Genomic DNA, 26,722 nt, shown 5'->3' with positions numbered 1-26,722 from the left:
GTTAATTATTATTAGTCAAAACCTTCAGAACTGATGTTTTGAAGGTTTTTTGTTTAATTTATTTTCTTTTAAGACACTTTGTTATATTTGTAAGTCTCATTTATCTGCTATCAACTTGAAAAATTATTTTCTATTTATTTTAACCTTACTTCTTTATTTTCCTGGCTATTCTTCAGAAGGGACAGATACTATTTTGGATAAGCTAAACGATGCTGTGAAAAATAAACAGTATTACGTCCGGTTAAAAGAAGAACACATTTTAAACTTCAAAAAAATAAAATCAAAGGATCTTTCTAAAGAACAAGAGTATAATTACAATCAGGCATTATATAAAGAGTATCAGAAATTCAATTCAGATTCTGCTATTTTTTATGTAAAGAGAAATCTCAAAATAGCTAATGAACTTCATAAAAAAGACCTGTTGCAACTGGCAGAGCTGCAACTGGCAAACCTGTATTCATCAACAGGAAACTACAGGGAATCAGAAGCGATTTTAAAAAATATCAATAAAAAAGAATTAGAAAAATCACTACTGCCTAATTATTATATTACGTATCGGGAATTTTATGAGCATTATAGCGCAAACAGTCGAAGTAGTGAGTTTTTTGAGCAGATTGGTAAATATCGTGATTCGCTGCTAGGTATTTTAAATCCTAATTCTTTAGATTATAAGATTAATAAAATTCAGAAGAAAATTTACCACAAGGAATTTGATGCTGCCCAAAAAGAATTACTAAGATTATTGAAAGGAATGAAGGATGATAATCCTCAATATCCCATGATCACATATCTTTTGGGCAATATTTCACAAAATGTACGTCAAATAGAATTAGTCAAAAAGTATTATGCGCTTTCTGCGGCTTCAGATATTAAACAAGCTATAAAAGATAATGCTTCACAACAGGAACTGGCTATGGTTTTTTATGAATTAGGAGATGTTGATATGGCATATAAACTCACACAATCTGCTATTGAAGACGCATTATATTGCAACGTACAATTTCGGACACTTCTGATGTCCCAGCTTTATTCTATTATCAATACGGCTTATTTGGAACGTGAATCCCAGCGAAAAACAGAACTTCAGGTTTACCTTTTGTGTATTAGTTTGTTATCGTTGTTTTTAATTGTGGCTGTAATTTATGTTTATAAGCAGATGAAAAAAGTATCCAGAATTCGTGGAGAACTTTATGAAACCAGTCAGAAATTAGCGGAATTAAACAAAGATATCACAGAGGCAAATAATCAGCTTCAGGAACGTAATGCCCAATTATCAGAATCCAATCATATTAAGGAGGAATACATTGCAAATTTCTTTAGTCTGTGTTCAGCCTACATCAATAAGCTTGAAAATTATCGTGTTATTTTAAACAAAAAGGCAACAGCCAAACAGTTTGATGAAATTTACAAAATGTTGAAATCAACTACTTTGGTTGATAATGAACTAGAAGAATTATATAAAAATTTTGACAGTATCTTTTTAAGCCTGTATCCTTCTTTCGTAAAAGACTTCAATGCTTTGCTTATTCCCGAAGAACAAATTATAGTAAAACAAGGCGAACTGCTCAATACAGAACTCCGAATTTTTGCCCTGATCAGACTCGGAATAACAGATAGCGTAAAAATTGCTGCTTTTCTTCGCTACTCTTTAAGCACTATTTATAATTATCGTACCAGAGCGAGAAATAAGGCTATTGTTTCCCGAAATGACTTCGAGGAAATGGTGATGAAAATTGGTTTAATTTCTCAAAAAGCCTAATTCTTTATTTTAAAATCACTACTTTTTTTAATGTTTTTTTTGATTTAAGGTTTTGATTTTTAGTTGTTTATTTTTTAAAATTACTACTTTTTTTATTCAGGATTTTCACGAATACGATATCGTTATAGCTTTACCATATTATTTAGAAAACATTTTAAATGGCAGATCTAAAATAGTATAGTAATGATTAATAAATAAAAAGTTATGTTTAAAAACGTTAAAGTAATAGTTGTTTTACTGTTACTGAATTCATTTGGAAGTAATGCGCAAAATAAAATTCCAATTTATCTGGATGATAAAAAGCCAATTAATGATCGTGTAGAAGATGCGCTTTCGCGAATGACTACTGATGAAAAAATTGCAATGATTCATGCGCAGTCTAAATTTAGTTCACCAGGTGTGCCGCGTTTAGGAATCCCTGAAAACTGGATGACCGATGGCCCACACGGAATTCGTACTGAGGTAAAATGGGATGAGTGGGACCAGGCAGGCTGGACCAATGATTCCTGTATTGCTTTCCCTGCGTTGACGGCTTTATCTGCAACATGGAACAAAGAATTAGCCTCATTATATGGTAAATCATTGGGAGAAGAAGCACGCTATCGCAATAAAAATGTACTCTTAGGACCTGGTGTAAATATTTACAGAACTCCCTTGAACGGCCGTAACTTCGAATATATGGGAGAAGATCCTTTTCTGACTTCAAAAATGGTGGTTCCTTACATTAAAGGGGTTCAGTCAATTGGAGTTGCTGCCTGTGTAAAACATTTTGCCCTTAACAATCAGGAAACCAATCGTAACTCGGTAAACGTGATTGTAGATGATCGTGCCTTGTACGAAATCTATTTGCCGGCTTTTAAAGCAGCTGTTCAGGAAGGTGATGCTTGGGCCATTATGGGGTCTTACAATAAATACAAAGGGCAGCAGTGTTGTCATAATGAGTTTTTATTAAACGACATTCTTCGTGGAGAATGGGGGTTCAAGGGAGTTGTTGTTTCAGACTGGGGAGGAGTTCACGATACAAAACAAGCTATTCATAATGGCTTGGATATGGAGTTCGGCTCCTGGACGAACGGACTTTCATGGGGAACCAGTAATGCGTATGATAATTATTATCTGGCAAAACCCTACTCAGAAATGATTAAAAAAGGGGAAGTAGGAACTAAAGAATTAGACGAAAAAGTGCGCCGTATTTTACGATTGTCTTTCCTTACGAATATGAATAAAAATCGTCCTTTTGGCTCATTTGGAACAGAAGAGCATGCAAAAGCAGGTTTGAAAATAGCAGAAGAAGGAATTGTTTTGCTTCAGAATAACAACAATATTTTGCCAATCAATCTTTCTAAAACGAAGAAAATCGCTGTTATTGGTGAGAATGCCATCAAAATGATGACAGTTGGAGGAGGAAGTTCATCATTAAAAGCAAGTTATGAAATCACTCCGCTGGAAGGTCTGAAGAAAAGAATTGGAAATCAGGCCGAGATTGTTTACGCACGCGGATATGTTGGAGATCCGACGAGTAACTATAACGGAGTTGTTGCAAAAGTTAGTTTAGAAGACAAACGTTCATCTGCTGAATTGACTGCCGAAGCTTTGAAGGTAGCCAAAGATGCTGATATAGTTCTTTTCATAGGTGGATTAAACAAAAGTGATAACCAGGATGCCGAAGGAGCAGACCGTAAAGATTTAGGACTTCCATACAATCAGGATGAATTAATCAGTGAGTTAGTTAAGGTAAATAAAAATATTGTTTACGTAAATATTTCAGGAAATGCTGTAGCAATGCCGTGGGTAAAAGAAGTTCCGGGAATTGTACAGGGATGGTTTTTAGGAACAGAAGCGGGAACTGCTTTGGCAAATGTTTTGGTAGGTGATGTTAATCCGTCAGGAAAATTGACTTTTACTTTTCCTGTAAAATTATCTGATAACGGAGCACATGCGTTAGGAGAATTTCCTGGTGGTGATGAGGTTAAATATAATGAAAGTATTTTTGTAGGCTATCGTTGGGCAGACAAACAAAAAGCAAAACCATTATTTTCTTTTGGCCACGGATTGAGTTATACGACTTTTGCATATGGAAAAGTGACTGCTGATAAAAAACAAATTTCTGCCAATGATCAGATTACATTTTCTGTAAAAGTAAAAAATACAGGAAGCAGGGAAGGATCAGAAATTGTTCAGCTTTATATCAGTGATTTAAAATCTTCCTTGCCTCGTCCGATAAAGGAATTAAAAGGGTTTGAGAAAATTTCTCTTAAAGCGGGAGAAGAGAAAACAGTAACTTTTACAATTGATAAAACGGCTTTGAGCTTTTTTGACAATAAAAAACACGAATGGATTTCAGAACCTGGTGCTTTTGAAGTTATTGTTGGTGCATCTTCAACCGATATAAAATCTAAAGTGAATTTTTCGCTTCAATAAATTACATTAATTTTTCTAAATTGGTTGGTTGAAAGCTGTAATTGTAAAAAGTTGCAGCTTTGCTTTTGAAACCAGTTAAATTTAAAATGTTGATCTTTTAACTTTAAAAAAAATAATTATGAAACGAATAGTTTTGTTTGCAACAGTATTCTTTTTAATACAAAACCTTTCGGCGCAAAGCCTGAACAAAATGCAATGGTTTAATGAACCTGAAAAATGGGAAATTAAAAACAATTCCTTAATCATGAACGTGACCGCTGGTAGTGATTACTGGCGTATTTCGCATTACGGTTTTACGGTTGATGATGCGCCTTTTTATTATGCAACTTATGGTGGTGAATTTGAAGCGAAAGTAAAATTGACCGGAAATTATATTGCACGTTTTGACCAGATGGGACTGATGATTCGAATAGACGAAAAAAATTATATTAAAACAGGAGTAGAATTTGTTGATGGAAAATTCAATATAAGCACAGTTGTGACACACGATAAGAGTGACTGGAGCGTAACCACTTTAGACAAAGCCCCGCCATTTATCTGGATAAAAGTGGTGAGAAGATTAGATGCAGTTGAAATATTCTTTTCTTATGATGATAAAAACTATATTCTGACCCGTAATGCACCTTTACAGGATAATACTCCGGTAATGGTAGGTTTGATGGCTGCTTCGCCTGATGGGAAAGGATTTGAAGCCAAATTTGAGAATTTCAAAGTAACACATTTACCGGATCAGCGCAGATTAGAATGGCTTAAGAATCATCAGGATTAGTTATCAATTAATAATTAACCACTAATTATTAACCATTTTATGACCGAAATTAAACCCAAAAAACATTATGAAATTTTAGACGGATTACGTGGGGTAGCAGCGATTTTAGTAGTTGCTTTTCATGTTTTTGAAGCCTTTGCCGGAGGAAACCGTTTTAAACAAATTATCAATCATGGTTATCTGGCCGTAGATTTCTTTTTTCTTTTATCAGGATTTGTTGTGGCCTACGCATATGATGACCGTTGGGGAAAAATGACGCAATGGGAATTTTACAAACGACGTTTAATCCGTTTACAGCCCATGGTAATTATGGGAATGATTATTGGGGCCCTATTTTACTATTTTCAGGCTTCTGATAAATTATTTCCTATGATTGCTGGAATGGAAGTGTGGAAGGTAATTTTAACTATGATTGTTGGCTTCACATTGCTTCCAATACCGCCATCAATGGAGATTAGAGGCTGGGGTGAAATGCATCCGCTTGACGGACCTGCATGGTCGCTTTTTTTCGAATATATAGCGAATATTTTGTATGCTTTGTTCTTTCGTAAATTCTCAAATAAAGTACTCGGAGTTTTTGTTTTGATATTTGCAAGCTTACTGATTAATTATACTGTTTTTGGACCAAAAGGAGATGTTATCGGAGGATGGTCTCTTAATCTGGAACAAATGAATATTGGATTTACACGTTTACTGTATCCTTTCTTTGCCGGAATTTTACTTTCCCGATTAGGAAAATTAATTCATATAAAAGGCGCTTTTTGGGTATGCAGTTTATTGATATCAATTGTGCTGATAGTGCCAAGAATTGGAGATGAAAATAGTTTGTGGATGAACGGTTTGTATGAATCGTTTTGCATTATTCTGATATTTCCGTTGATAGTATCAATTGGCGCAGGAGGAGAAATAAAAAATCCGTTCTCACTTAAAATATGTAAATGGCTGGGCGATATTTCCTACCCAATTTACATTACGCATTATCCGCTGATTTATTGGTTTACGGCGTGGGTTGTAGATAATAAAATTTCTTTGGAAGATGGATATTTAGTTGGAATTGGAGTTTTAGTTGCCAGTATTGTACTCGCTTATTTGTGTTTGAAATTGTACGATGAACCGGTTCGTAATTGGTTGCAGAATAAATTTCAAAAACGAAAAGTTGTTGTTACGGAATAATTTTCGAATATAAAATTTAAAAAGGGATGAACTCTGAAAAGCGTTCATCCCTTTGAGTTTATTTTCATGTGGACACGCATATTTGTAGAGACGCACAGTAGTGTGTCTAAATTATTTACAAATATTATTATTATTCTAAAACCAATTCCGCTAAAGCTTCTTTACTGAAACCTTTTAATTGATCCGTTTTTCCTGCTTTAATTTTAGCAACCCAATTTGGGTCAGATAATAATGGCCTTCCAACCGCAGCCAAATCAAAATCGCCTCTGTCGAAACGTCTGTTTAGTTCTTCCAAAGAAGTGGGCTCAGAACTTTCTCCTGCAAAAGCACCAAAGAAATCACTTGATAATCCGATAGAACCTACAGTAATAGTTGGTGCTCCGGTTACTTTTTTAGCCCAGCCGGCAAAGTTCAGGTCAGAATCTTCAAATTCAGGTTCCCAGAATCTTCTTTGCGAACAATGTAAAATATCTACTCCGGCATTAACAAGTGGGGTAAGCCAAGCCTCTAATTCCTGTGGATTCTTAGCAAGTTTATAATTATAGTCAGAAGGTTTGAATTGGGAGAATCGCATAATTAAAGCAAAATCTTCGCCAACTTGTTTTCTGATTTCTTTGATAACTTCAACAGCAAAACGATTACGTTCGGGCAACGTTTTTCCGCCATAAATGTCGGTACGTAAATTGGTTTCAGCTCTAAAAAACTGATCAATCAAATATCCATGCGCACCGTGAATTTCGATAGTGTCAAAACCTAACTTTTTGGCATCGGCAGCAGCTTTTCCGAAAGCTAAGATGGTATTTTCAATATCTTTTTCAGACATAGCAATACCATTTCTGAAATCAGGGCGATTGAATCCTGACGGTCCTTCAAAAGGAACAGGAGGAACCCATCCGGAGTGGTGGTTATCCATGATTCCCATATGCCAGATTTGCGGTCCCATCTGACCTCCGGCAGCATGAACTTCATCGATGACTTTTTTCCATCCTTTTAAAGCCTCATCTCCATAAAAATGCGGTACGTTTGCATCGTTTGACGATGAAGGTCTGTCAATAACAGTTCCTTCAGATAATATAAGTCCAACTTCGCCTTCTGCTCTTTTTTGATAGTATGAAGCAACTTGTTCGGTTGGAGTTCCGTTTGGAGAAAATGATCGCGTCATTGGCGCCATCACAATTCTGTTTTTAAGATGTAGTGTTTTCAGGTGGAATGGAGAAAACAGACTGTTTGTACTCATAATAATTTACAAATTAGATTGAATTAATTTACTGAGTGCTTCAAAGGCACTTTCGTTGCGTTTGTAGTATGTCCACTGTCCAACGCGCGTAGATTCTATAAAACCTGCGCGTTGTAAAATCGACAAATATTCTGAAACGGTAGATTGAGTAAGACCTGCCTTGGCTTGTATCTGACCAACACAAACGCCATGTTCAAATCCTGCAGTGATTTGATCCGGGAAGTTGAGTTCTGGTTCTTTTAGCCATTCCAGCATTTGTAATCTGGATTTGTTAGACAATGCCTTAAAAATTTCTACTTGTTCCATAATGCAAATATATCGACTTTTTCCGATATGTAAATTAATTAAAAATAATTTTAGATAAATTTTATGATAGCTATGTGTTCTTAAAAAATATAGTGATTTGCATTAAGCCACTCTTTACAGTCATTGATCCAGTAAAGACTTGTATCTTGTGCTCCCAAACCAAAACCGTGACCGCCTTTTTCGTAAATGTGTAATTCGGCTGAAACGTTATTCTTTTTTAAAGCCAGATAATAATTAATACTGTTTTCAGGTAAAACAGCGCTATCATCTGAGGCATGCACTAAAAATGTTGGAGGAGTTTGTGATGTAACTTTTTTGTCATTCGAAAAATTATCAATAAGAATTTGGGAAGGCTCTTTTCCCAGCAAATTTGTTTGCGAGCCTTTGTGCGTTATATTGCTATCCATTGAGATTACTGGGTAAACTAATATTGAAAAGTCTGGTCGGGCACTCATGTTAAATTTCGATTCATATACTTTATTATCAAAATGTGTTGCCAGTGTCGATGCTAAATGACCACCTGCTGAAAAACCTATCGTACCAATTTTATTCGGATCAATATTCCATTTTGCAGCATTAAACCGAACAAAACGAATGGCCTCCTGGGCATCCTGTAGAGATCCGATAGATTTGTTTTTCATGATTAGATCGCTTGGTAAGCGATATTTTACAACAAAAGCAACAATACCTAAGCTATTTAACCATTCTGCTACATTCGTTCCTTCTTTTTCCATTGACAAATGCGCATACCCTCCACCCGGAAAAATAAGGACTGCAGTTTGATTAGGTTTTATTTGTTTCGGAATGAAAATACTCAATGTTGGGGATGTGACTAAACTTGTACGTTGAATTTTACCTTCTTTTACAACTTCTTTTTCTTTATAGTCAGGAGCCATTATTTCATCTGGAATAGATTTCCAGAGTGGCAAAATTTTATTTTGAGCATGTAAATTCAACATCATTCCAAATGTTAAATAACATAGTAAAAGTATTTTTTCTGACTTATTTTTTTTTGATGTTTTCAAATTTTTAAGATTACAATTTTTAATAAAAAATATATATTGTTGGTAAAATTTATTTGACTTCATATCAATGTTTTAATTGTTTGTGTGTAGTTATTGATTTAACAAGTGCATTGTTTAATGTTTAATTTTTAATATGTTTTTTTGCTATATATATTTAATTAATAGTACGAAATAATTTTTTAAGTAATTTATTTGCAATATAAGTATTTAAACTTATATTTGTGCAATCGATTACATTTTTTGGTTTTATTTGAAAATTAATTATATCTTAAAAACGTATGGTTAATATAAAAATATTGCGTTTGTTTGTAATTGTAAAAAATACATTTTTAATTAATTAAAAGGTTTTAAATAAGCCAAACAAACATAATTACTATGAGTCAAAAAAACCAATCTATTGGAAATTATCGCTGGAGTATATGTGCATTGTTGTTTTTTGCAACAACCATTAATTATTTAGACAGACAAGTTCTTTCGTTAACGTGGAGCGATTTTATTGCTCCTGAATTTCACTGGACTAATAATGATTATGGAAACATTACAGCTTTATTTTCTATCTTTTATGCAGTTTCTTTACTATTTGCAGGAAGATTTGTGGATTGGCTGGATACAAAAAAAGGATTTTTATGGGCTATCGGAATATGGTCTTTAGGTGCTTGTTTGCATGCATTTTGTGGTATTGCGACTTCAGGGATTATAACAGGGGACTGGTTTGTGGGTTTTGAAGGTGCCAAAGATGCTATTCATACAGTTAATGATACAGCATTGGTAATTAATGTGAGTGTTACTCTGTTTATTTTTGCCCGTTTTGTTTTAGCTGTTGGAGAAGCAGGAAATTTCCCGGCTGCTATTAAAACTACAGCAGAATATTTTCCTAAAAAAGACAGGGCATTTTCAACAAGTATTTTTAACGCTGGAGCAACAGTAGGAGCTTTAGCTGCGCCAATAACAATTCCTTTCATTGCTAAGGCTTTTGGTTGGGAAATGGCGTTTATTATTATTGGGGCTTTAGGTTTTGTATGGATGGGATTCTGGGTTTTTATGTATGATAAACCTGAAAAACACCCAAAAGTTAGTGCAGCTGAATTAGCTTATATTCAGCAAGATGAAATAGAGGATAGTAAAATAGTAGGTTATGTACCTGAAACCAAAACAAAAGTTTCCCTTGTAGATTGCTTTAAATACAAACAAACCTGGGCATTTGCTTTTGGGAAATTTATGACAGATGGTGTTTGGTGGTTCTTTTTGTTCTGGACTCCTGCTTATTTGAGTTCTGTCTATGGAATGGACTCTACTGAGGCTGCCTTACCACTATTTGTTTTGTATATGATTACACTTTTGTCAATTATAGGTGGATGGCTTCCGACTTATTTTGTTGAAAAAAAGGTATGAATCCGTATGAAGGAAGAATGAGAGCTATGTTGATTTTTGCTTTTTTTCCATTGTTAGCTTTAGTAGCACAGCCATTAGGCTATATTAGTTACTGGTTGCCGGTAATTATTATAGGTATTGCCGGGGCAGCTCACCAGTCATGGTCGGCTAATATTTTTACAACAGTTGGTGATATGTTTCCTAAAAAAGCAATTGCAACTATTACAGGTATTGGAGGTTTAGCTGGTGGAATTGGTTCAACTTTAATTAACAAAGGTTCTGGATTATTGTTCGATTATAGTAAAGATACAAATATGTCTTTTATGGGCTTTCAGGGAATTGAGGCTGGATATTTTATCATTTTTTCAATTTGTGCAGTATGTTATTTAACAGGCTGGATTGTGATGAAAACTTTGGTTCCTAAATATGCGCCAATTACGGATCTTTAAAAAGATTTTATACTAACTAATTTAACCAACCAAACCAAACTGAATTATGAACCAAACCAATGCCGCGATAGGAAAGTATCGCTGGACTATCTGTAGCTTAGTTTTCTTTGCTACTACCGTAAATTATTTAGATCGAAATGTAATTAGTTATCTACGGCCTTTTCTTGCAGAAGCCTTTCACTGGACCCCGGAGCAGGAAGTAATTGATTACTCTAATATAGAATTGGCTTTTAAAATTGCCTATGCACTTGGAATGCTGATTGCAGGAGGAATTATTGATAAATTAGGTACAAAATTAGGTTATGCAATAGCAACCGGTTTATGGAGTTTGGCAGCTGTTGGGCATGCATTTGCTACCGGGACAGGAGGTTTTTTAATAGCACGTGTGTTTTTAGGTGTGACGGAGGCAGGTAATTTTCCTGCAGCGATAAAAGCTACAGCAGAATGGTTTCCACAAAAAGAGCGTGCTTTGGCAACGGGTATCTTCAATTCAGGAAGTAATATTGGTGCCATAATTGTTCCTTTATCTGTTCCTTTTATAGCAGAAAATTATGGTTGGCAATGGGCATTTATTGCTACAGGTGTTATAGGATTTATATGGTTGGCATTATGGTTCGTTTTATATGAAGTGCCTCAAAAACAAAAGCGTTTATCTCAGGCAGAATTAGAATATATTACTGCTGATAAAACTGAGTTAATTGAAGAAAAAGATACAGAGAAAGTTTCGTGGTTGAAATTGTTGGGTTTTCGTCAAACATGGGCTTTTGCAATTGGAAAATTGTTGACAGATCCCGTTTGGTGGTTTTATTTGTTCTGGTTGCCTGATTTCCTGATGAAGCAATATAAACTTTCAGCTACAGAAATTATCTGGCCCTGCGCTTTAGTATATGTGATAGGAAGTGTTGGAAGTATTTTTGGCGGCTGGCTTCCATTAAAATTAATTGAGAAAAACTGGCCGGCATATAAAGCACGAAAAACAAGTATGCTGCTTTATGCTTTTGCTGTTTTACCCGTATTGTTCTCTCAATATTTAGGAACAATAAATATGTGGTGGGCAATTTTAGTAATAGGTTTGGCGGTTTCTGCGCATCAGGCGTGGAGTGCAAATATATTTACAACTGTGTCTGATATGTTTCCTAAAAAAGCAACTGCTTCTGTAACAGGAATAGGAGGAATGTTTGGAGCACTTGGAGGAATTTTACTAACGGTTTTAGTACAAAAAAATATGTTTGTTTATTATACTAAAATTGGAAAAATTGAAACAGGATATTTTATAATGTTTTGTATTTGTGGAGCAGCATATCTTTCAGCATGGTTAATTATGCATATCTTAGTTCCGAAAATGAAAAAAGTAGAAGTGTGATAATTACACAAATAAATTTTCATTTCTATTATGATATTTAAATATAAAAATATAATTTTGTGCAATCGATTACATTAATTTAAAATTATGACAAAATATAGTTCAAGATACGCATCAAGCCCTGAGGCTGTAAAAAAATATGATACCCAGCAATTGAGAAATGAGTTTCTGATTAATGATTTGATGCAGGAAGATGAAGTAGTATTCGTTTATTCTCATTATGACAGATATATAACCGGTTCAGCAGTTCCGGTAAAAGGAAATTTAGTTTTGGAAACTATTGATCCGCTTAAAGCACCTTATTTTTTGGAGAGAAGAGAGTTGGGTATTATTAATGTAGGAGGAAGTGGTTCTGTTGTTGTGGAAGGAACATCTTATGAGTTAGGTTTTAAAGATGCTTTGTATATCGGTGCTGGAAATAAAGACGTTGTTTTTAAAAGCGACGACAGCAGTAATCCAGCTAAATTTTATTTAAACTCTGCACCAGCACACACCACTTATCCAACTAAAAAAGTAAGTTTAGCTGAAGCTAATAAACTACAGTTGGGAACAATGGAAACGGCTAATCACCGAACTGTAAACCAAATGATTATTGGTAGTGTTGTCACAACTTGCCAATTACAAATGGGTATGACAGAATTAAAACCTGGGAGTGTTTGGAATACCATGCCGGCACACGTTCACGATCGTCGTATGGAAGTGTATTTTTATTTAGATATCCCGGAAAACCAGGCCGTATGCCATTTTATGGGACAGCCTCAGGAAACAAGACATATCTGGATGAATAATCATCAGGCAGTAATTTCTCCGCCATGGTCTATTCACTCCGGTTCAGGAACGAGCAATTACACTTTTATCTGGGGAATGGCAGGTGAGAATTTAGATTACGGAGATATGGATGTTTGTAAAATCACAGATTTAAGATAAGAATCATGACAAACTTATTTGATATAAAAGGAAAAGTTGCTTTAATCACAGGAAGTACTCACGGACTGGGAATGGCAATGGCAAAAGGATTAGGTCAGGCAGGCGCAACGATTGTCGTTAACGGAAACTCTTCTCAGGAAAAAATTGATAATGCTGTAGCAGAATTAAAAAGTGAAGGAATTAATGCTGTTGGTTACAAATTCAATGTAACAGAAGAAAAAGAAGTTAGTGCTGCTGTAGCGAAAATTGAAAGCGAAGTAGGATCAATCGATATTTTAATCAATAACGCCGGAATCATTAAAAGAATTCCTCTATTGGAAATGGAAGTTGCTGATTTCAGAGAGGTTGTTGATATTGATTTAGTTAGCCCGTTTATTGTTTCTAAGCATGTTGCTAAAGGAATGATCGAAAGAAGACAAGGGAAAATCATCAACATTTGCTCTATGATGAGTGAATTGGGTAGAAATACGGTTTCTGCCTACGCTGCCGCAAAAGGAGGTTTGAAAATGCTGACCAAAAATATGGCAACAGAATGGGCAAAATATAATGTTCAGATAAACGGAATCGGACCTGGTTATTTTGCAACTGAGCAAACTAAGCCAATCCGAGTTGACGGACATCCTTTTAACGATTTTATCATTAGCAGAACTCCTGCTGCAAAATGGGGAGATCCAAGTGATTTAGCTGGAGCTGCAATATTCTTGTCATCAAAAGCCAGTGATTTTGTTAACGGTCACATTTTATATGTTGATGGCGGAATCCTTGCAACAATTGGAAAACCATCTAACGAAGAATAATTTTTCTATTATATTAAAAAAATCATGAGTTCTAATAAAACATTCATAAACGATAATTTTTTACTTGAAAATAAATACGCTGAGGAGTTATACCATAACTATTCGAAAAATCAGCCTATTATTGATTATCACAATCACTTAAATCCACAGTTTATTGCAGAAGATAAAATTTTTGACAATATCACAAATGTGTGGATAAACGGAGATCACTACAAATGGCGTGCAATGCGTACATTAGGAATTAACGAGCAGTTTGTTACAGGTAATGGTTCTGATAAAGATAAATTCTTAAACTGGGCAAAAACAGTTCCGTATACAATGCGTAATCCTTTGTATCATTGGACTCACTTAGAATTGGCACGTTATTTTGATATTTACGATTTGCTGAATGAAAAATCTGCTGAAAGAATATATGAGGAAGCTTCGGCAAAAGTAAACTCGGCAGAATACAGTACACGCAATTTGCTTAAAAAAGTAAATGCTGAACTAGTTTGTACTACAGAAGATCCTATTGATACTTTAGAGTTTCACCAAAAATTAAACAGTAATCCTTTTGAAACTAAAATGAGCACGGCTTTTAGGCCTGATAAAGCTATTTTGATTTCAAATGACGGTTACAATGCTTATCTGGACACATTGGGGGATGTGTCCGGAGTAGCAATCAGTACTTACGCTGATTTACTTTCAGCACTAAGAAAAAGAATTGATTTCTTTAATGCAAACGGATGTAAGTTAAGTGATCATGGTTTAGATCAGATTTATTTCGAAAACTTTACTGAATCTGAAGTAAATGCAATCTTCAAAAAGAAAAGAGAAAATCAAACGATTACTCCTGAAGAAGCATTGAAATTCCAGAGTGCAGTATTATTGTTTTTATCTGAAACATACCATGAATTGGGATGGGTTCAGCAATTTCACTTAGGAGCTTTACGTAACAATAATGCGCGTATGCACAGAATTTTAGGACCTGACACAGGATGGGATTCTATCGGGGATTATCCTCAGGCTCAAAAATTATCTGCTTTTTTAAATGCTTTAGATAGTAAAGATAAATTAACAAAAACAATTATTTATAACCTAAACCCTGCTGATAACGAGGTAATGGCTACCATGATTGGTAACTTTAATGACGGAAGCGTTAGAGGAAAAGTGCAGTTTGGTTCAGGATGGTGGTTTTTGGATCAGAAAGACGGAATGACAAAACAATTAAATGCCCTTTCAAACATGGGATTAATTAGCTGTTTTGTTGGAATGCTGACCGACTCCAGAAGTTTCTTGTCTTTCCCAAGACACGAATATTTCAGACGTATTCTTTGTAATCTTCTTGGAGATGAAATTCAGAGAGGTGAACTTCCTGCTGATATGGAATGGATCGGGAAAATGGTTTCTGATATTTCGTATAACAATGCAAAAGAATATTTTAAATTTTAATTAAATATTGACAATGAGTAAAGTAGTTGCATTCGGCGAAATAATGTTGCGTTTTTCTACAGAAAGACATTTGCGTTTTTCTCAGGCTAAAGCGTTTACAGCTTCTTATGGCGGAGGTGAATTTAACGTTTGTGTTTCTTTAGCGAATTACGGTATTAATGCTGAGTTTGTTACCAGATTGCCTGAAAACGAAATTGGTTACTGTGCTGTGCAGGAGATGCGTAAAATGAATGTTGAGTCTAAAAGTATTGTTTACGGCGGAGAACGTTTAGGAACGTATTATTTAGAAACAGGAGCAGGAACCAGAGGAAGCAATGTGGTGTACGACCGCGCGCATAGCTCGATGGCAACGATTAAAAAAGGGGACATTGACTGGAAAAAAGTACTTGAAGGAGCAACCTGGTTTCACTTTAGCGGAATCTCGGCTGCTATTTCTCAAAGTGCTGCAGAAGCTTGTCTGGAAGCAGTTCAGATAGCGCATGAATTAGGATTGACCATTTCATGTGATTTGAATTACAGATCAAAATTATGGCAATATGGCAAAACACCAAGCGAGGTTATGCCTGAGTTATTAAAATACAGTCACGTTATTTTAGGAGACATTGATACAGCTTATTTTATGTTGGGAATACCTAAAGTAAACCCGGATTATCAAGACGAAAAATCATTACCGGCTTTATATTCTAAGTTATATGAGCTTTGTCCGAACTTAAAAACAGTGGCAACTACATTACGTTATTCCGTTAGTGCTTCTCATCAAAGAATCGGAGGTGTTTTATTTGATGGGAAAACCATTTTTAATGCTGCTGTACAGGAAGTAACTCCTGTAATTGACAGGGTAGGTAGTGGCGACGCCTTTATGGGAGGATTAATCTACGGATTAGTTGAATACAAAGAGGATAAACAAAAGGCATTAGATTTTGCAGTAGCTGCTTGTTGCTTGAAACATACAATTGCCGGAGATTACAATTTAGTTACATTAAAAGAAGTTGAAAACATGGCAGGAGGAAACTCTGCCGGATTAGTATCAAGATAAATAAAGTATGGCAAAGTATTCAAGAATTGAAGTAGCTCAGACGATGAAAGACAACGGGATGGTTCCATTGTTTTTTCATTCGGATATTGAAATCAGTAAAAAAGTATTAAAAGCCTGTTACGATGGAGGATCCAGACTAATGGAATTTACCAGCAGAGGAGATTTTGCTTTTGAAGTTTTTGGAGCATTAAATAAATATGCATTGGCCGAATTGCCTGGAATGATGCTAGGTGTTGGTTCTGTTACTGATGCAGCAGCAGCTTCATTATATATGCAGCTTGGTGCAAATTTTATTGTAACTCCGGTATTTAGAGAAGATATTGCAATAGCATGTAACCGTAGAAAAGTTTTATGGTCTCCCGGCTGTGGAACGCTTTCTGAAATTGCAAGAGCAGAAGAATTAGGCTGTGAAGTCGTAAAGTTATTTCCTGCAGATACTTACGGACCAGAATTTATTAAAGCAATAAAAGGGCCATGTCCATGGACTACAATTATGCCTACAGGAGGCGTTTATCCAACTGTAGAAAGTTTGTCTTCATGGCTGAATGCTGGTGCTACATGTGTTGGTCTTGGCTCACAATTAATATCAAAAGATTTGTTGGATAAACAGGATTTTGATGGATTGAAAAATAAAGTAAGTGATGTTTTAAACATCATAAAAGATATTAGAAAAAAATAAATAAAGAATAATTAGTTGTTCCTTATTGTAAAGCATTTTTTTTTAGAGTTTTAAAGGTTGTAATTGAACATTACGCTTGAAAAATAAAGCTTGTCACTCCTCACAGCAAACTTTATTTTAATCTTTTACAAGTGTAATGTTTCTTTTACAATTAAAAAACAGGTAAGGGATTAATGAGGTTATTTATAACATTATTAGAGAAAAATTCAAATGAAAAAGTTAAATAGAGTAAATACAGGATTAGAGAAATTAAATCCAATTAAAGTAGTTCAGTTTGGTGAAGGTAACTTCCTAAGAGCATTTGTTGATTATGCTTTTCACAAACTAAACAAAGAGGTTGATTTTAATGCTGGTATTGCAGTTGTTCAGCCATTAAAAGATGGTATGGTAAACATGATTAATGAGCAGGATGGTTTGTATACTCTGTTCATGAATGGTATTAAAAAAGGAGAAAAAATACAGGATATCCAGTTAATTGATAATATTGTAAAAGCTATAAATCCATATACTGAATTTGCAGATTATTTAGCTTTAGCTAAAGAAGAAGAACTTCAGTTTATTGTTTCAAATACTACTGAAGCAGGAATTGAATTTATTGATACTGATACTCCGGATATGCAGCCGCCAGTAGCATTTCCTGCCAAACTAACTGTTTTGTTATATGAAAGATTCAAGCATTTTAATGGCGATGCATCTAAAGGGGTTACTATCATTCCTTGTGAATTGATCGATTATAATTCCGAGACCCTAAAGAAATATATTTTACAATATGCAGATTTATGGAAATTAGAGGATTCATTCAAAACATGGTTAACGGAGGCGTGTACATACCACAGTACTCTGGTTGACAGAATCGTTCCGGGATACCCAAGAGCAGAAATTGAAGATTATAACAATAAATTAGATTATCAGGACAATTTAATTGTTGCTGCTGAGCCATTTTTCCTTTGGGCTATCGAAGGTGGTGAAGATTTAAAACAAAAGCTTCCTTTTCATAAAACGGATTTAAATGTGAAAATCGTTGACGATATTCGTCCTTTCAAGATGATAAAAGTTCGTATTTTGAATGGCGCGCATACAGCAATGGTTCCTACTTCACTTTTATACGGTAACAAATTAGTAATGGAAACTGTTAATGGTGATTTTACTGGGAAATTCGTAAACAGCGTTATCAGTGAAATCAGCGAAACGCTTGCGATGGACAAAAATGAAATCGCTGCCTATTCTGAAGAGGTAATGGATCGTTTTAAAAATCCATTTATCAAACATGCACTTGCTGATATTGCTTTAAATTCTATTTCAAAATTCAAAGTAAGGGTTTTACCAAGTTTATTAGGATATTATAATGCAAATAAAAAATTGCCGGTTAGTTTGACTTTTTCATTGGCTTCTTTAATACAATTTTATAAAGGAACATGGAATAATGAAGCATTGCCAGTAAAAGATACTCCCGAATTAGTTGAGGCATTTAACAGTGCATGGCAATTAGGAGCTTTAGATTCAGTTGTGGATGCTGTTTTGGCTAACACTGATTTTTGGGGTCAGGATTTAACAAAAATTAATGGTCTTTCTGAAGCATTAGTTGTAGCTTTAACTGAAATTGAAGCAAATGGAATTGAAAAAGGTTACGCTAATTTCAGCGCAAAGTACTAATTAGATTTTAAAATTATTATCATGCAAAAAAAATTAATAAAAGTAAATCCGGCAGATAACGTAATTGTCGCTTTAACTGATTTGGTGCAAAACGAACAAATTATGTTTGAAGGAACTACGGTTTCACCAACAACTGATGTTAAAGCAAAACATAAAATTACAGAGAAAGATTTTGCAATTGGTGATGAGATTATAATGTATGGGGTTTTGGTAGGGAAAGCTGTAAAACCTATAAAAAAAGGAGAGGTAATTACTACTGAAAATGTCAAACATGAAAGCGAAAAAGTTTTTGGTAAAAACGGAAACTTAGGTTGGACTCCACCAAATGTAGATCGTTGGAAAGATAAAACTTTCAACGGGTACCACCGTACAGATGGACAAGTTGGGACTAAAAATGTGTGGCTATTTATTCCGTTAGTTTTTTGTGAAAATAAAAATATCGAAAAACTCAAAGATATTTTCGAAAACGAATTACTGCCAAAAAAGAAGTTTCTTATAAGAACTTATTACGTTCTTTAATTGAAGAGAAAAGTGTAGAAGAAGTAGCTGAGAGAAATTCAAATGAAAATCTTTTAGATAATATTGAAGTAAAATTTATCAATCATCAAGGTGGTTGTGGAGGAATTCGACAAGATTCTGAATTGTTGGCAAAACTGCTTGCAGGATATGTTAACAATCCAAATGTTGCTGGTGCTACTATTTTAAGTTTGGGCTGTCAAAATTTGCAGGTAGATATTTTCAAAGCTGCATTGAAAGCAATGAGTCCAAATTGTGATAAAGAAATTTTGATCTACGAGCAGCAACAAATTGGAACTACCGATCAAATGTTCCAGATGGTGATTAAAGATTCTTATGAAGCCATTAAAAGAGCTAACAAAATTGAACGTAAACCTGCTCCTATTTCAAAATTAAGTATTGGTTTGGAATGTGGCGGATCTGACGGATTTTCAGGTATATCGGCAAATCCGGCATTGGGAGTTGTTTCTGATATTTTCGCAGCTTTGGGAGCTAAATCCATTTTGGCAGAGTTTCCGGAATTATGTGGCGTTGAGCAAGAATTGATGAACCGATGTGTGGACGAAGAAAAAGCAGATAAGTTTTTATCTTTGATGAAAGCTTTTGAAAAATCTGTTGTAGATGCAGGTTCAGGGTTTGATATGAACCCATCTCCAGGAAATATTAAAGACGGATTAATTACCGACGCTATGAAATCTGCTGGTGCATCTAAAAAAGGTGGTACTGCACCAATTGTAGATGTTTTGGATTATGGCGAATATATTTCAAAACCAGGTTTAAATCTCCTAAATACACCAGGAAATGACGCTGAATGTACCACAGGATTGGTTGGATCAGGAGCAACAATTGTTTTATTTACCACAGGTTTAGGAAATCCGATGGGAAATCCGGTTGCGCCCGTTGTGAAAATAGCTTCGAACACGGCATTAACCAATAGAATGTCGGATATTATTGATTTCAATGCTGGAACTGTAATTACTGGTGAAAAAAACATCACGGAAGTTGGAGAAGAACTTGTAGATTATATTATAGAATTAGCTAGTGGAAACGTGGAAACAAAAGCAGATCAGTTGAAACAAGATGTGTTTATTCCTTGGAAAAGAGGGGTTTCATTATAATTTTTCCAACGTTTAACTTATATAATTAATTTTTACTATCTAGAAAGGCAGCTGATAAAGCTGCCTTTTTTTGTTTCTCATTAGAGATAAAAATTTAAGATGTAACGTAACGATTTGCAAATTAAATAAAATTCACATAATTTATTTAATGAGAGATCAAAAGGTAATTCTTGTTGAAGACTGGCGAATATGCAATTCGGGTGCAAGTATTACCTTTTTTTGTATTTTAATAGTTTCGGTTTTACTTATTTGCTCTAAGAATACCTTTGCAGCCATTTTTCCCATTTCAAGCGGAGACTGGTCGACTGAAGTTATTGATAGTTCCATGAACTTTGTAAAAGGTTCATTACTGAATCCTGCTACACAAAAATCATCAGGAATAGAGATGTTTCTTTCTTTTAATTCCTGAATGGCACCTAAAGCGGCAAAATCACTTGAAGAAAATATAGCATCCGGAGGAGTTTCAAGCTGTAATAAAATTTCTATGGCTTCTTTTCCTGATTCTACACTACTTTTAATAGGAATAACATATTCTTCCTTAAAAGGTATTCCACTATCCAGTAACGCTTGCTTATAGCCTAAAAATCTATTTCTAAATATATCAAGTGACTGGTCTCTGGAAAAATGAGCGATATGTCTACAGCCTTCATTGATTAAATGTTTTGTAGTAAGATATCCTCCTTTAAAGTCATTAATAGTTACAGAGCTAACTCCGTCAATATGCCTGGTTCTGTCAAAGAAAATTAAAGGAACATTTTTTTGGAGAACGTTTTGAAAGGCTTCATAATTTTCATCAGTAACATCAGTAACAGACATTAAGATGCCATCTACCTGTGCATCGATTAAAGCATACAGGTTTTCATTTTCTCTTTTGGGATCATCATGAGTCTGTGAAATAATAACATGATAGCCGTGAGGATACAGTTCTTCTTCAATACCTCTGATTACGGTTCCAAAAAAATTATTGTCAACGCGAGGAACGATGATACCTATATTGTTGCTTCTTCCACTTTTTAAAGCCAATGCCAACTTGTTGGGTTTGTAACCCATTAAGTCAGCTGTTTGCTGTACTAATTCGCGTGTGCTTTTTTTATTTTCGGGTTATTATTTAAAGCTCTTGAAACAGTAGCAGCAGTAATGTTTAGTCTCTTAGCAATATCGTATATAGTGGTTTTTTCACTCATTCAAAAAAATATTCTTTTATTTTATTCAGGACAAAAATACTTTTTTTTGAATAATTCAATAGAAAATATCATCGATTGATAAAATGTTATTATTTTAGCTATAAATATGTGTAAAAATGAAATTACAGGTTTTTTATTTTACAATTAATGTAATTGTTTTTATTGAGAATATGTGATGTAAAAGTTTTGATTATGAATAGAAAGAATATTAGATTTTTACAGAAAAACTAAACGTTATTAGGAGAAATGGATTGCAAATAGCAAGAGTAATCATAAATTTATTCTGGACGTGGATTTACGAATATGTAATTCTGGTGCTAAAACTACCTTTTTTTCGATTTTAATAGTGTCTGTTTTACCAGCTTGTTCTAAAAAGACGCGTGCTGACATCCTTCCCATTTCAAGAGGAGACTGATCAACAGAAGTTATTGATAGCTCCATAAACTTAGTGAAAGGTTCATTACTAAAGCCTGCAACACAAAACTCTTGCGGAATACTAATGTTTCGGTCTCTTAATTCCTGAATAGCGCCTAAGGCAGCAAAATCACTTGAAGAAAATATAGCGTCAGGAGGTGTTTCAAGTTCCAGTAAAATATTAATGGCATTTTTTCCAGCTTCAACACTACTTTTTGACTGAATAACATATTTTTCGTTAAACTGGATTCCATTATCCAGTAAAGCCTGTTTGTATCCTAAAAATCTATTTTTGAAAATTTCTAATGACAGATCTCCGGATAGATGTGCAATATATTTACATCCTTGACTAATTAATTGTTTTGTAGCTATGTAACCGCCTTTAAAATCATTTATTGTAACCGAACTTACACCGTCTATATGTTTGCTTCTGTCAAAGAAAATCAATGGTACATTCTTTTCCAATACGTTACGAAAAGCGCCATCATTTTCACTCGTAACATCTGTAACTGACATTAAAATACCATCAACCTGAGCATCAATTAAGGTGTAAAGATTTTCATTTTCTCTTTTTGGATTTTCATGAGTCTGGCAAATAATAACCTGATAACCGTGTGAGTAGAGCTCTTCTTCGATTCCTCTAATTACAGATGCAAAAAAATTACTGTCAATACGCGGTACAATAACTCCAATATTATTGCTTCTCCCGCTTTTTAAAGCTAAAGCTAATTTATTTTGTTTATAGTTCATTGAGGCAGCAGTTTCAAGAACTAATTTTTTGGTGCTGTCTTTTATTTTAGGGCTGTTATTCAGCGCTCTTGATACTGTGGCAGCAGTTATATTTAATTTTTTTGCAATATCATAAATGGTTATTTTTTCGCTCATTCAAAATTCATATTTTGATTATTTTAACACAAAAATACATTTTTTTTGCAAACAGAAGGATAAAATGTTATCGATTACCAAAAAAAAGCCACTTGTTAAATATGATAGAGCAATGGTAAAAAATTATGTTTTTTTTACAACAATTACAATTAATATTACTTTTTAAAAATAAATGCATAATTTTTATTCAAATTTATTTGTTGATGTAATTCGATTTCTTTACTTTCGTGTAATCGATTACATAATTTAAAAAGTCTTGATTAATAAATAGAATACTATAAAATGATGGTGTATAATGTTTTTAAAAATAATTACTCATTTTTAATAATGATATGTTGTATTGTTTTTATGTCTTGCAGGCTCAAAACATTAGAAACATCAATTGAAGATCCATGGAAAAAAATGGACTTTGTTATAAAGACTATGCCTCAAGTTAATTTTTTAGAGAAAGATTATGATGTGAAAGATTTTGGCGCAGTTGGAGATGGAGTTGCGTTCAATACAATTGCTTTTGAAAAGGCAATAAAAGCTTGTACTTCTAATGGTGGTGGAAGAGTTATTGTTTCCGAAGGAAAATACTTAACCGGGCCTATACATTTGGAAAATAATGTGAATTTGCATTTGGAAGATAATGCAGAAATTCTGTTTAGTACAAATCCAAAAGATTATCCAATAGTTCATACTTCTTTTGAAGGAACAGAATTAATGAATTATTCTCCTCTTATTTATGCTAAAAATAAAACAAATGTTGCTATAACAGGTAGAGGTATTTTGAATGGCCAGGCCAGTAGTGGCAACTGGTGGCTATGGTCCGGTGCTAAAGATTATGGCTGGAAAAAAGGGATTCCTTCGCAAAATGATCCAACTAATCGTGAAGTTTTGGTTGATATGGCTGAAAAAGGTGTGCCGGTTTCAGAAAGGATTTTTGGTGAAGGACGTTATTTAAGGCCTAATTTTATTGAATTCTTTGAATGCAATACTGTTCTAATAAAAGATATTAAAGTAATTAATGCACCTTTTTGGATTTTGCACCCAATAAAATCCAATAATGTAATTATAGACGGGGTTACAGTGGATAGTCATGGACCTAATAATGATGGTTGTGATCCTGAATATTCGCAAAATATAATAATTAAAAATTGTGTGTTTAACACAGGAGACGATTGCATTGCTATAAAATCAGGAAGAGATGCTGATGGAAGAAGAGTAGGAATACCAAGCAAAAATATTATTGTACAAAATTGTAAAATGATAGACGGTCATGGAGGAGTTGTAATTGGTAGCGAAATATCCGCAGGTGTAAATAATGTTTTTGTAGAGAATTGTGTTATGGATAGTCCAAATTTAGACAGGGCAATTCGCATCAAAACAAATTCTAAACGAGGTGGAGTTATTGAAAATGTTTATGTGAGGAATCTGGAAGTAGGAACGGTTAAAGAATGTGTCTTGAAGTTAAATATGTTTTATAACGTATACGGTTCGCAGACAGGAAACTTCATTCCTGTTATCAGAAATGTAAGTTTAGAAAACGTAAAAGTAAAAAAAGCAGGTAAATATGGCATTTGGGCTGAAGGATATAAAGAATCCCCGGTCGAAAATATTACGCTTAAGAACGTTATTATCGAAAAGGCGGACTCTGTTTATCTATTGAAAAATATCAGGAATTTTAATTTTATAAATACTTATATCAATGACAAAAATGTAGAATCAGTTAAAAATTGATTTTTTTACTGTATATTATTATTGTTATTTTCAATCATTATAGAGAGAAAGTCTGTTATTTTGCCAGATTTGTATATTAGCTAAATTAGTTTATGAAGAATATTTTTTTAACAGTTCTGTTCTTTGTATCAAATTCTTTTTTTGGACAAATCAATTTTCCCATCGATACTTCATATACGATAAAAAGCACCTATGCTAAACTAATAAAAAAATATCCTTTCATAAAAATTGCTGAAGAAGTAAAAAATAAAAATGTTATTGAAATTAACGATGTGGTTTATAGTCAGGATAAAAATAGGGCATTACATTTTGATGCGTATTTGAATAAAATCAAAAGAAAAAATCCTGCTGTAGTTATGATTCACGGAGGGGGTGGAAATCAGGTAATAAAAGTCAGATGAGAACGATGGCACAGAGAATTGCTTCAGAAGGATATTCCTGTTTTGCAATTGAATACAGGCTTTCATTAGAAGCCAAGTATCCGGAGGGAATTTTCGATGTTAAAAATGCAATAAGATTTATAAAAGATAATGCACGAAAATTCCATGTAGACCCAGACAAAATTGCTGTTTTAGGATGTTCTTCAGGAGGTCAAATGGCTGCTTTGATTGGTACAACAAATAAGAATCCGGCTTTTGATGATGTTTTGAATAAAAGCAAATCTTCATCTGAGGTAAATGCAATTATTAATATAGATGGCATTTTAGCTTTTAAACACCCGGAATCATCGGAAGGTGAAGTAGCAGCTTTATGGCTTAAAGGTACTTTTGATGAAAAACCTGAAAACTGGAAAAATGCTTCTGGTTTGACTCATACAGATAAGAATACACCGCCAACATTATTTTTGAATAGTAGTATTCCGAGATTTCATGCAGGAAGAGATGATATGATTAAAATTTTGAATATAAATAATGTTTACAATGAAGTGCAGACTATTAAGGATTCGCCCCATTCTTTTTGGTTTTTTGCTCCCTGGCTAGATGAAACCATCTTGTATACAACTCAATTTTTAGATAAAATTTTTAAAAAGAAATAAATTAAGTACAAATGCGAAATATAATTTGATAGCATTATAGTTTTATAATTATATGTAATCAGATAAATAGAATTTCCAAAAAGTTAAAATAATTACTATGTTAAACAACACAATCAACACTTTAAAAGTCGCCACACTTTTCGTTTCATTCGCAATTTTTGGATGCAAGACAGCATCACCTGAAGCAGGAAAAAATGCAAATTCTACAAATCAAACAGTAATTTCTAAAGATTTGAAATGGTCAGACAAAATGGCGTTGACATTAATGAAACGCCATCCTCAATCCTGGCAGATTGATGATTCTAAAGCTCCAAAATGGGACTACGTTCACGGTCTTGTTTTGTATTCATTTCAGGAATTATATAAAAAAATCCAAATCCGGCATATGCATCTTATGTTCAGGGGTATTTAGATGCATTAATTCAAAATGACGGCACAATCAAAACGTATGAAATTGAAAAATACAATATCGATATGATTGTGGCTGGGCGTTTGCTTTTTAATGCTTATGATAAAACAAAAGAAGAAAAATATTTAAAAGCGATGCAATTGTTACGCCAACAGTTAACGGTGCATCCAAGAACGCAGTCCGGAGGATTCTGGCATAAAAAAATCTATCCTAATCAAATGTGGTTAGATGGTTTGTACATGGGGGAACCTTTCTATGCTGAATATACAGCAACTTTTGAAGGAGGAAAAAACCTTGATGATGTTGCCCATCAGTTCGAACAAATTCAATTACATGCAACAGATCCGGCTACAGGTTTATTATATCATGGATGGGATGAGAGCAAGCAAATGCCATGGGCAAACAAAGAAACAGGAAATTCACCAAACTTTTGGTCCAGAGCTCTTGGCTGGTATGTAATGGCTCTTGTTGATGCTTTAGATTATTTCCCGAAAGATCATCCAAAACAAAAAGAATTGGTTGGTTATTTAAATAAAGTTTCGGAAAGTTTAGCAAAATATCAGCATAAATCGGGTTTATGGTATCAGGTTACAGATAAAATGGAAAAGGAAGGAAATTATCTTGAAGCTTCAGGCTCATCCATGTTTGCCTATGCATTTGCAAAAGGTGTTAATAAAGGATATTTACCTGCAAAATTCAAAAAAATAGCCAACAAAGCTTTTGATGGACTAACTACTCAGTTAATCAAAGTTGACGCAGACGGAACTATAACATTAACTCAGGCTTGTCAGGTAGCGGGACTTGGAGGAACTCCATACAGAGATGGTTCTTATGAATATTATGTAAATGAAAAAAAGAAAGATAATGATCCTAAAGCAACAGGCCCTTTTATTCTGGCAGCATTAGAATTAAACAGATAATACCTTTTTAAATGAAATTTGTCATAATAACATCTCTTTTGTTGTCCAGTATTTTGATGCAGAATTCAATAGCGCAGGAAAAAAACAAAAGAATTATTCAAATGTCTGGGTAGCAGATCAGG

18 protein-coding genes and 4 pseudogenes are annotated in these 26,722 nt (G+C 34.1%); 17 read left to right on the top strand and 5 right to left on the bottom strand.

Going from position 1 to position 26,722, the window contains the following annotated elements:
• Positions 1–115 precede the first annotated feature (115 nt).
• The 4 genes from P5P89_RS02810 (at position 116) to P5P89_RS02795 (ending at position 6,122) form a co-directional block, all read left to right on the top strand.
• Positions 116–1,759 (top strand): DUF6377 domain-containing protein, encoded by a 1,644-nt coding sequence (locus tag P5P89_RS02810; RefSeq protein ID WP_278010645.1) that lies wholly within the window; start codon positions 116–118, stop codon positions 1,757–1,759.
• Positions 1,760–1,963: 204 nt separating this feature from the next.
• Positions 1,964–4,180, top strand: a complete 2,217-nt coding sequence (locus P5P89_RS02805; protein WP_278010644.1) for a glycoside hydrolase family 3 C-terminal domain-containing protein — start codon at positions 1,964–1,966, stop codon at positions 4,178–4,180.
• A gap of 118 nt (positions 4,181–4,298) precedes the next feature.
• The gene (locus tag P5P89_RS02800) at positions 4,299–4,949 is read left to right on the top strand and encodes a DUF1349 domain-containing protein (protein ID WP_278010643.1); all 651 of its coding nucleotides are present in this window, start codon (positions 4,299–4,301) and stop codon (positions 4,947–4,949) included.
• A gap of 39 nt (positions 4,950–4,988) precedes the next feature.
• Complete coding sequence (locus P5P89_RS02795) at positions 4,989–6,122, top strand: acyltransferase family protein (protein ID WP_278010642.1); 1,134 nt, start codon at positions 4,989–4,991, stop codon at positions 6,120–6,122.
• 130 nt (positions 6,123–6,252) lie between these two features.
• Here the strand turns inward: P5P89_RS02795 and P5P89_RS02790 are convergent, their stop codons facing one another.
• From P5P89_RS02790 to P5P89_RS02780, 3 genes are all read right to left on the bottom strand, one after another.
• On the bottom strand, positions 6,253–7,359 hold the full coding sequence (locus P5P89_RS02790; protein ID WP_278010641.1) for an NADH:flavin oxidoreductase: 1,107 nt from the start codon (positions 7,357–7,359) through the stop codon (positions 6,253–6,255).
• A gap of 6 nt (positions 7,360–7,365) precedes the next feature.
• Positions 7,366–7,665, bottom strand: a complete 300-nt coding sequence (locus P5P89_RS02785) for an ArsR/SmtB family transcription factor (protein ID WP_278010640.1) — start codon at positions 7,663–7,665, stop codon at positions 7,366–7,368.
• 80 nt (positions 7,666–7,745) lie between these two features.
• Positions 7,746–8,690 carry an alpha/beta hydrolase gene (locus P5P89_RS02780; protein WP_278010639.1) on the bottom strand — a complete coding sequence of 315 codons (945 nt, stop codon included), beginning with the start codon at positions 8,688–8,690 and terminating at the stop codon, positions 7,746–7,748.
• A gap of 375 nt (positions 8,691–9,065) precedes the next feature.
• Between P5P89_RS02780 and P5P89_RS02775 the strand changes: the two are divergent.
• The 9 genes and pseudogenes from P5P89_RS02775 (at position 9,066) to P5P89_RS02735 (ending at position 20,030) form a co-directional block, all read left to right on the top strand.
• Positions 9,066–10,510, top strand: a pseudogene (locus P5P89_RS02775) (MFS transporter).
• 46 nt (positions 10,511–10,556) lie between these two features.
• Positions 10,557–11,873, top strand: a complete 1,317-nt coding sequence (locus tag P5P89_RS02770; RefSeq protein ID WP_278010638.1) for an MFS transporter — start codon at positions 10,557–10,559, stop codon at positions 11,871–11,873.
• Between the two features lie 87 nt (positions 11,874–11,960).
• Entirely contained in the window at positions 11,961–12,800 is an 840-nt protein-coding gene (gene kduI, locus P5P89_RS02765) for a 5-dehydro-4-deoxy-D-glucuronate isomerase (protein WP_278010637.1), read from the top strand.
• 5 nt (positions 12,801–12,805) lie between these two features.
• Positions 12,806–13,597, top strand: a complete 792-nt coding sequence (locus tag P5P89_RS02760; RefSeq protein ID WP_278010636.1) for a gluconate 5-dehydrogenase — start codon at positions 12,806–12,808, stop codon at positions 13,595–13,597.
• Between the two features lie 24 nt (positions 13,598–13,621).
• A complete protein-coding gene (uxaC, locus tag P5P89_RS02755; RefSeq protein ID WP_278010635.1) occupies positions 13,622–15,028 on the top strand; it encodes a glucuronate isomerase in 1,407 nt (468 codons plus the stop codon).
• Positions 15,029–15,041: 13 nt separating this feature from the next.
• Positions 15,042–16,064, top strand: a complete 1,023-nt coding sequence (locus tag P5P89_RS02750) for a sugar kinase (protein ID WP_278010634.1) — start codon at positions 15,042–15,044, stop codon at positions 16,062–16,064.
• A gap of 7 nt (positions 16,065–16,071) precedes the next feature.
• Positions 16,072–16,743 (top strand): bifunctional 4-hydroxy-2-oxoglutarate aldolase/2-dehydro-3-deoxy-phosphogluconate aldolase, encoded by a 672-nt coding sequence (locus tag P5P89_RS02745; RefSeq protein ID WP_278010633.1) that lies wholly within the window; start codon positions 16,072–16,074, stop codon positions 16,741–16,743.
• Between the two features lie 210 nt (positions 16,744–16,953).
• Positions 16,954–18,396 (top strand): tagaturonate reductase, encoded by a 1,443-nt coding sequence (locus P5P89_RS02740; protein ID WP_278010632.1) that lies wholly within the window; start codon positions 16,954–16,956, stop codon positions 18,394–18,396.
• A 21-nt stretch (positions 18,397–18,417) separates the two neighbouring features.
• A pseudogene (locus P5P89_RS02735) lies at positions 18,418–20,030 on the top strand (UxaA family hydrolase).
• Positions 20,031–20,186: 156 nt separating this feature from the next.
• On the opposite strand, the pseudogene P5P89_RS02730 reads toward P5P89_RS02735, so the two are convergent.
• Both P5P89_RS02730 and P5P89_RS02725 read right to left on the bottom strand, forming a co-directional pair.
• Positions 20,187–21,214 (bottom strand): annotated as a pseudogene (locus P5P89_RS02730) (LacI family DNA-binding transcriptional regulator).
• A 270-nt stretch (positions 21,215–21,484) separates the two neighbouring features.
• Positions 21,485–22,513, bottom strand: coding sequence for a LacI family DNA-binding transcriptional regulator (locus P5P89_RS02725; RefSeq protein WP_278010631.1), 1,029 nt, complete (start codon positions 22,511–22,513; stop codon positions 21,485–21,487).
• Positions 22,514–22,840: 327 nt separating this feature from the next.
• Here P5P89_RS02725 and P5P89_RS02720 point away from each other — a divergent pair, with 327 nt between their 5' ends.
• The 4 genes and pseudogenes from P5P89_RS02720 to P5P89_RS02705 all read left to right on the top strand — a co-directional run bounded on the left by P5P89_RS02720 (position 22,841) and on the right by P5P89_RS02705 (position 26,600).
• On the top strand, positions 22,841–24,235 hold the full coding sequence (locus P5P89_RS02720; protein WP_278010630.1) for a glycoside hydrolase family 28 protein: 1,395 nt from the start codon (positions 22,841–22,843) through the stop codon (positions 24,233–24,235).
• 92 nt (positions 24,236–24,327) lie between these two features.
• Entirely contained in the window at positions 24,328–24,636 is a 309-nt protein-coding gene (locus tag P5P89_RS02715) for a hypothetical protein (protein WP_278010629.1), read from the top strand.
• Positions 24,637–24,641: 5 nt separating this feature from the next.
• A complete protein-coding gene (locus tag P5P89_RS02710; RefSeq protein WP_278010628.1) occupies positions 24,642–25,271 on the top strand; it encodes an alpha/beta hydrolase in 630 nt (209 codons plus the stop codon).
• A gap of 97 nt (positions 25,272–25,368) precedes the next feature.
• Positions 25,369–26,600: pseudogene (locus P5P89_RS02705) on the top strand (glycoside hydrolase family 88/105 protein).
• The last annotated feature ends 122 nt before the right edge of the window (positions 26,601–26,722 follow it).

The organism is Flavobacterium gyeonganense (assembly GCF_029625295.1).
Lineage (GTDB): Bacteria > Bacteroidota > Bacteroidia > Flavobacteriales > Flavobacteriaceae > Flavobacterium > Flavobacterium gyeonganense.
Note: the sequence above shows the minus strand (reverse complement) of the source record. Positions and strands in the feature narration are given on the sequence as shown.

Excerpts from the sequence above, each read along its gene's own strand:
- kduI (WP_278010637.1), top strand. The coding sequence starts at position 11,961 with ATGACAAAATATAGTTCAAGATACGCATCAAGCCCTGAGGCTGTAAAA.
- uxaC (WP_278010635.1), top strand. The coding sequence starts at position 13,622 with ATGAGTTCTAATAAAACATTCATAAACGATAATTTTTTACTTGAAAAT.
- P5P89_RS02710 (WP_278010628.1), top strand. The coding sequence starts at position 24,642 with ATGGCACAGAGAATTGCTTCAGAAGGATATTCCTGTTTTGCAATTGAA.
- P5P89_RS02805 (WP_278010644.1), top strand. The coding sequence starts at position 1,964 with ATGTTTAAAAACGTTAAAGTAATAGTTGTTTTACTGTTACTGAATTCA.
- P5P89_RS02725 (WP_278010631.1), bottom strand. The coding sequence starts at position 22,513 with ATGAGCGAAAAAATAACCATTTATGATATTGCAAAAAAATTAAATATA.
- P5P89_RS02770 (WP_278010638.1), top strand. The coding sequence starts at position 10,557 with ATGAACCAAACCAATGCCGCGATAGGAAAGTATCGCTGGACTATCTGT.
- P5P89_RS02790 (WP_278010641.1), bottom strand. The coding sequence starts at position 7,359 with ATGAGTACAAACAGTCTGTTTTCTCCATTCCACCTGAAAACACTACAT.
- P5P89_RS02760 (WP_278010636.1), top strand. The coding sequence starts at position 12,806 with ATGACAAACTTATTTGATATAAAAGGAAAAGTTGCTTTAATCACAGGA.
- P5P89_RS02740 (WP_278010632.1), top strand. The coding sequence starts at position 16,954 with ATGAAAAAGTTAAATAGAGTAAATACAGGATTAGAGAAATTAAATCCA.
- P5P89_RS02795 (WP_278010642.1), top strand. The coding sequence starts at position 4,989 with ATGACCGAAATTAAACCCAAAAAACATTATGAAATTTTAGACGGATTA.
- P5P89_RS02745 (WP_278010633.1), top strand. The coding sequence starts at position 16,072 with ATGGCAAAGTATTCAAGAATTGAAGTAGCTCAGACGATGAAAGACAAC.
- P5P89_RS02750 (WP_278010634.1), top strand. The coding sequence starts at position 15,042 with ATGAGTAAAGTAGTTGCATTCGGCGAAATAATGTTGCGTTTTTCTACA.
- P5P89_RS02800 (WP_278010643.1), top strand. The coding sequence starts at position 4,299 with ATGAAACGAATAGTTTTGTTTGCAACAGTATTCTTTTTAATACAAAAC.
- P5P89_RS02785 (WP_278010640.1), bottom strand. The coding sequence starts at position 7,665 with ATGGAACAAGTAGAAATTTTTAAGGCATTGTCTAACAAATCCAGATTA.
- P5P89_RS02720 (WP_278010630.1), top strand. The coding sequence starts at position 22,841 with ATGATATGTTGTATTGTTTTTATGTCTTGCAGGCTCAAAACATTAGAA.
- P5P89_RS02715 (WP_278010629.1), top strand. The coding sequence starts at position 24,328 with ATGAAGAATATTTTTTTAACAGTTCTGTTCTTTGTATCAAATTCTTTT.